The sequence below is a fragment of the Neobacillus citreus genome, from assembly GCF_018343545.2.
GTDB classification, from domain to species: domain Bacteria; phylum Bacillota; class Bacilli; order Bacillales; family Cytobacillaceae; genus Neobacillus; species Neobacillus citreus.
This window is the reverse complement of record NZ_JAGYPE020000120.1, coordinates 1-6,124: the sequence shown is the minus strand read 5'-3', so window position 1 is coordinate 6,124 and position 6,124 is coordinate 1. Positions and strand designations below refer to the sequence as shown.

Annotated in this window: 5 protein-coding genes and 1 riboswitch; of the genes, 1 reads left to right on the top strand and 4 read right to left on the bottom strand. The window is 41.7% G+C overall.

What is annotated here, in order from left to right; all coding sequences use genetic code 11:
• Positions 1-822, top strand: an 822-nt coding sequence (locus KHB02_RS29225; RefSeq protein WP_241114193.1) for an amino acid permease, incomplete at its 5' end; no start/stop codon positions are given.
• Positions 823-896: 74 nt separating this feature from the next.
• Here KHB02_RS29225 and KHB02_RS29220 read toward each other — a convergent pair.
• The 4 genes from KHB02_RS29220 to KHB02_RS29205 all read right to left on the bottom strand — a co-directional run.
• Entirely contained in the window at positions 897-2,096 is a 1,200-nt protein-coding gene (locus tag KHB02_RS29220; protein ID WP_213147868.1) for a phosphoglycerate dehydrogenase, read from the bottom strand.
• Positions 2,097-2,146: 50 nt separating this feature from the next.
• Positions 2,147-2,225, bottom strand: a riboswitch (ZMP/ZTP riboswitch).
• A 256-nt stretch (positions 2,226-2,481) separates the two neighbouring features.
• Entirely contained in the window at positions 2,482-3,933 is a 1,452-nt protein-coding gene (locus tag KHB02_RS29215; protein ID WP_213147869.1) for a carbon starvation CstA family protein, read from the bottom strand.
• A gap of 170 nt (positions 3,934-4,103) precedes the next feature.
• A complete protein-coding gene (locus KHB02_RS29210) occupies positions 4,104-4,841 on the bottom strand; it encodes a LytR/AlgR family response regulator transcription factor (RefSeq protein ID WP_213147870.1) in 738 nt (245 codons plus the stop codon).
• The coding region (locus tag KHB02_RS29205) for a histidine kinase (RefSeq protein ID WP_241114192.1) at positions 4,842-6,124 on the bottom strand (1,283 nt) is incomplete at its 5' end.

Here is a 6,124-nt window from a genome sequence, read left to right as displayed (position 1 = left end):
ATTAAAAATCTTTGGGAACATGGCGGCCTTTTTCCAAATGGAATAACAGGATTCTTGCTTTCATTCCAAATGGTCGTTTTTGCATTCGTTGGTGTGGAATTAGTGGGTGTATCGGCAGCGGAAACAGCCAATCCGGAAAAAAATATCCCATCGGCCATTAATAAAATTCCTTTACGGATTTTATTTTTCTACGTTGGCGCATTGATCGTTCTTCTATGTATTAATCCATGGACGGAACTGAATGCAGCTGAAAGTCCGTTTGTCAAAACGTTTAGTTTAGTCGGGATTCCGATTGCCGCAGGAATTATTAATTTTGTCGTTCTAACTTCAGCCGCTTCTGCTTGTAACAGTGGGATGTTTTCAACAAGCCGGATTTTATATAATTTAAGCAATAATAGCCAGGGACCAACCAATTTTGCGAGACTGAATAAAAATCATGTGCCAAGTAATGCGTTATTGATTTCGACTCTTGTCCTGACAGGGGGAGCACTCCTTAGCAAACTTATTCCGGAGCAGGCTTTTGGAATTGTGACAACAATTAGTGCCATTTGTTTTATTTGGGTTTGGGGCGTCATTCTGATTTGTCATGTAAGGTATAAGAAAACTCGTCCGGACTTACAGGCAAAATCAAAATTTAAAGCACCATTTACACCATTTGTTAATTATGCGGTCCTAACCTTGTTTGCAGCGATTCTCATCATCATGCTTTTCGCCGACGCTACCCGTCCGGCTCTATTGTTGACACCACTATGGTTTATTCTATTATTTGCTTTGTATTCTTATAGAAGGAAAAATGAGAAAAAATTAAAATTATCAGCATAGAATCAAATTGGGTAAAAGAAATGGAGCCGGTATTGAAACCAGGCTCCATTTTCATGTAACTTAATTTTTCCTAATTAAATAATCCGAACTGTCACCATTCCAGGAATTTGTTTTACTTTTTCCTCTAATCCTGGAATAACATCACCGTTTACTTTATTATCAATGTCAATAATTGTATAGGCATAATCCCCGCGGCTTCTGTTGACCATATCAGCAATGTTTAAATGATAGCTGGATACTGCAGATGTAATCTGTCCAACCATATTTGGAACATTCTGATGGAATGCCGCCACGCGCCGCTTACCAGTATAAGGCAGGCTGGTATTTGGGAAATTCACTGAGTTTTTGATATTTCCTGTTTCTAAAAATTCCTTCACCTGACGAGCTGCCATGATTGCACAATTTTCCTCTGATTCATTTGTGGAGGCGCCTAGGTGCGGAATTGGAACGGTATTTTTCATTTTGAGCACATTTTCATTTGGAAAATCGGTAATATACTTTCCAACTTTTCCGCTTTCGAGAGCGGCAGCCATGTCTGTTTCATTGACAAGTTCACCACGGGAGAAGTTTAAAATATGAACATCAGGCTTCATGATGCTGAAGGTTGCTTGGTTAAACATTCCTCTTGTGTCATCGGTTAGCGGTACGTGAACAGTGATATAGTCTGATTCTGCAAATAACTGTTCAATCGTCATGGCCCGCTGCACATTGCGGGACAAATTCCAAGCGGTATCGACAGAGATAAATGGATCAAATCCGATAACATCCATATCTAAATCCAGCGCATCATTGGCCACAAGTGCACCTATCGCTCCTAATCCAATAACACCCAACGTTTTCCCTTTAATTTCTTTTCCGACAAATTGCTTTTTGCCTGCTTCAACAAGCTTTGGAATTTGTTCGCCTTCACCATCTAACGACTTAGTCCAAGCTACACCAGCAAAAAGGTTACGGGAAGAAGCTATTAATGAGGTAAGGACCATTTCTTTGACAGCGTTGGCATTTGCCCCAGGGGTATTGAATACAACAATACCTTGCTCTGTACATCTATCGACCGGAATATTATTGACACCTGCTCCTGCTCTTGCGATTGCCTTTAAATTTTCACCGAATTCTAACGAGTGCATATTAAAGCTGCGAACAAGGATGGCATCAGGATTTTCACTGCCGTTGTCAACCAGAAAGCCGTTCTTATTGAATACGTTTAGCCCTCTTTCCGCGATATTATTAAGGGTTTTGATGGTGTTCACTTTTTCTAAAGCGATAGTGCTCATTTTTCTTCCTCCTTTTTATAAGCAGAAAGAGGTAAGGGAGTTAATTCCCTTACCTCTGCCCAGGCGAACGGCTTTGACACCGTGTGCTCCCTCGCGGTTATCCGCGTTTCGCCAGTTACACACGGCCTTTTAAACTTATTTCATCGTATCACAAATTTTCATAATTTTCTACCCTAAATGATTTATGGGGACGGTTCTTTTGTTTTAAAACCAAAGAACCGTCCCCATGCTTTACCTTATCGAAGGAAGAGCGCTAGGATCCCTCCTGTTATGATGAGTAGAATAATAATTTTAGCCAACAAAGGAACAGAATCCTTGCCCTTTCGATTAAGCTCTTCTTCCTTTTCATTGACAGTTTTCCGGTAGTTAGGGTTACAGCAGCCCATTAGGCCACCTTGTTCCAGCCGGATATGTCTTCTTCGAGAGGAAGATTATTGGCACGAGCCTTTTTAGCGGCATTAAAGAATAATGCAAGCAGGATTATTGTGCCGATAGCCCCGCCAATCCATGAAACAGTTACGGATAATCCGAAGCCGATTGGGGCATTAAGGATATAAGTGATAACCATCAAAAGCATAAACGTTCCCGGAATCAGCGGAACAAAGTAGTTTTTCTTCGCAATATAGAGATACATGGCGCCGACAAACAGCGCGATGACCGCTGTTGATTGATTGGCCCAGTTAAAATATCTCCATAAAATATTAAAGTCGATTTGAGTTAATGCTGCAGAAATCACAAAAAGTGGAACAGCAATCCATAAACGGCTGGATAATTTCTTTTGCGCGATATTTAGATATTCGGCAATAATCATCCGCGCACTGCGGAAAGCAGTATCCCCTGAAGTAATTGGCAGAACAACGACACCAAGGACAGCAAGTGTACCGCCGATTGCACCAAGAAGTGTGGTGGAGGCTTGGCTGACCACGGCACCAGGTCCGCCGGCAGCAATGACTTCCTGCAAACCGTTATAGCCGTGGAACATGCTCATTCCGGCAGCAGCCCAAATCATCGCGATAACACCTTCTGTAATCATCATGCCGTAGAATATTTTACGGCCTTCTTTTTCATTTTGCGTAGTACGTGAAATGATTGGTGTCTGTGTTGCATGGAATCCTGACAAAGCGCCACATGAAATCGTGAAAAACAATAATGGGAAAATCGAAGCGCCGGCAGGATGGAAGTTTTTAAAAGATAGTTCTGGAATTGGCTGGCCAGTTACAACTAAGCCGACACCTACACCGAGGGCACTGATTAAAAGCAGCGCACCGAAATATGGGTAAAGGCGGCCAATTACTTTATCAACTGGTAAAAGTGTAGCTAAAATGTAGTAGAGAAAAATAGCAGCAATAATAATGAATAAAGCTACTTTGCCATTCATTAAGACATTCAAAAGAGCGGCTGGTGTTGTTACAAACACGGTACCTACTAATAAAAGCAGCAGGACTGCAAAACCGTTGACGACGTGTCTCATTACCTTCCCTAAAAATCTACTGGCAAGCTCAGGAAGATGGGCGCCGCGGTTCCGGATGGAAATCATTCCAGTTAAATAATCGTGGACAGCACCGGCAAAAATACAACCCACCACAATCCAGATAAAGGCAACAGGTCCATATAAAGCTCCTAAAATAGGTCCGTAAACAGGTCCTGTTCCGGCGATATTCAATAATTGAATTAAAGAGTTTTTTGGTGTACTCATTGGCAAATAGTCAACACCATCGTTATTGACAAAGGCCGGCGTTGCTCTGTTTTCCTTTACGCCAAACATTTTTTCAACGAATTTGCCGTACGTGAAATAACCGATTATTAACAGGGCAATCCCCGCAAGAAATGTATACAAGTTTTTTCCCCCTTTTAACAAATAAATGAATGCGTTTACATCCCTAAGTATAAAAGAGAGAAAGTGAGATATGGGTAATTTGTGACTAAAAGGTAGATTTTCGGGATTAACATGTTTTCTAGCTGGCCTAAGATGCTGAAAATTAAATTATTTGTTCTTCTGTTTAAATATTAAATTTCGAGTCTTGTTCTTAATGCCTTCACATAATTCCTGCTGACAGACAGCATTTCCTTTCTTCCTTCGATTTGCAGCTGGTAGGCGCCATTAAACCATGGAGTCAAGCGAGTAACATAGTCCAGATTCACAAGAAAGCTTTTATGAATTCGGAAGAAGCCAAAAGTGGTCAGCCTAACCTCCAATTCCTTAAGCGGGATTTTCGTTTCAAACTCACCGTTGTTCGTGATCAGCCTTGTCCATTTGTCATCCCTGTAAATATAAAGGATCTCCTTTGGTTCAATATAGAAGATTTCCCCTTCTGTTTCAATGGCCAGCTTTCCGGATTGTTTGCCTGCGTCCGCATCAGCATCCGAGGGGATGCTCCTACTTTTTAAAATACGGTTCACCGTCTCCTGTAATTGTTCCTCATCATAGGGCTTTAGTAAATAATCTACTGCATTAAAGCGAAAAGCTTCAACGGCAAATTGCGGGTAGGCAGTAGCAAACACGACTAACGGTGCCTTTTTTAATTCCATCAATGCTTTTGCGGTACTCATCCCATTCATTTTTGGCATTTCAACATCCAGAAAAACGACATCTGGCTGAAGCTGAATGGCCTTCATAATTGTCTCCTGGCCGGATTCTGCTTCCCCGACAATTTGAATAGCAGGGAAATTCCCTAACAGGTGTTTAAGTTCATCCCTGCTGTAAAGCTCATCATCTACAATCAGGGTTCTAATCAATTGTTCCATTTAGCCCGCCTCCAAACAAGGAATAGAAAGGGAGATTTCTGTCCCGATATTAATTTCGCTTTTTACTTTTAGGGCAGCTTCTTCACCAAACACCATCGTTAATCTGCGATTTACATTATAAAGGGCTAACCCGTTACCGGATTTAGAAGCTATCGGTGCTCTGCTGATCTGCCCAGCCCGCTCCTTGCTCATTCCAACCCCATTGTCCTCAATTTTTACGTATGCCGACTCTTGCTGTTTTTGAATTGTAATTTTTACAACACAATTGTTGACCTTGTCTTTAATCCCGTGCTTGATGGCGTTTTCAACAATTGGCTGCAGAGTTAGTGGAGGAATCTGTTGTAGAAGGGTGTCTTCTTCTACTTCATAGATAACTTTCAATTTATTGATAAATCTTGCTTCTTCAATTGCTAAAAAGGCTTTCACATGTCGCAATTCCTGTTCAAGTGTTGTCATGCTTTGGGTTGTGACGGATAGGTTTTGCCGTAAAAAATGCGACAGTGAGATAAGCAATTCCCGTGCCTTCGCAGGTTTGATTCGTATGAGTGAGAGAATCGTATTTAATGAATTAAATAGAAAATGAGGACTTATTTGTGCTTGAAGCGCCTTAATTTCCGCTTCCTTTGCCAGCTGATAGGATTTATCCGCTTCAGCAATCTCGAGCTGGTTGCTTAATAGCAGGCTTAGACCAGAAATCAGTTCCATGATGACTGGGGTGATTTCTTTTTCTGAACGGAAGTAAAATTGCAGGGTTCCTATCGTTTCTCTCCGTTGTTTTAAAGGTGCAATGACGGCGGCATCAAGCGGACACCTCTCGGTATCACAAAGGGTATTTCGCCGGGAAATGGTGATTTCCCCCTTCTTTATAACGTCCTGTATGATGTTGGTTTGAATCGTATGGTGTGGTAAATGATGATCATAGCCAAGGCCGACATGGGCCAATATTTCCACTGAATTTGTCATGGTCACGGCACTCGTATTCATTTCATTATGGAGAATGTGGCAAACCACTTTGGCCGATTCGGTATTGAGTCCATTACGAAGAAAGGCCAGAGTTTTGTCAGCGATACGCAATGTTTTTTGGGCCTGCAGGGCCCCTGCTTTCTCTTCTTCATTTATGACGCTTTTAATAATGAGTAGGAAAAGGGCACAGCCAATCCCATTTGCAATAATCATCGGCAGGCCAATAATCTCAACTAAATCCCACGCTTTTTCAAACGGCCGGGAGATTAATAGAATGACCAGCATTTGTATAGATTCTGCAAGGGCACCAAGCAGAAAAG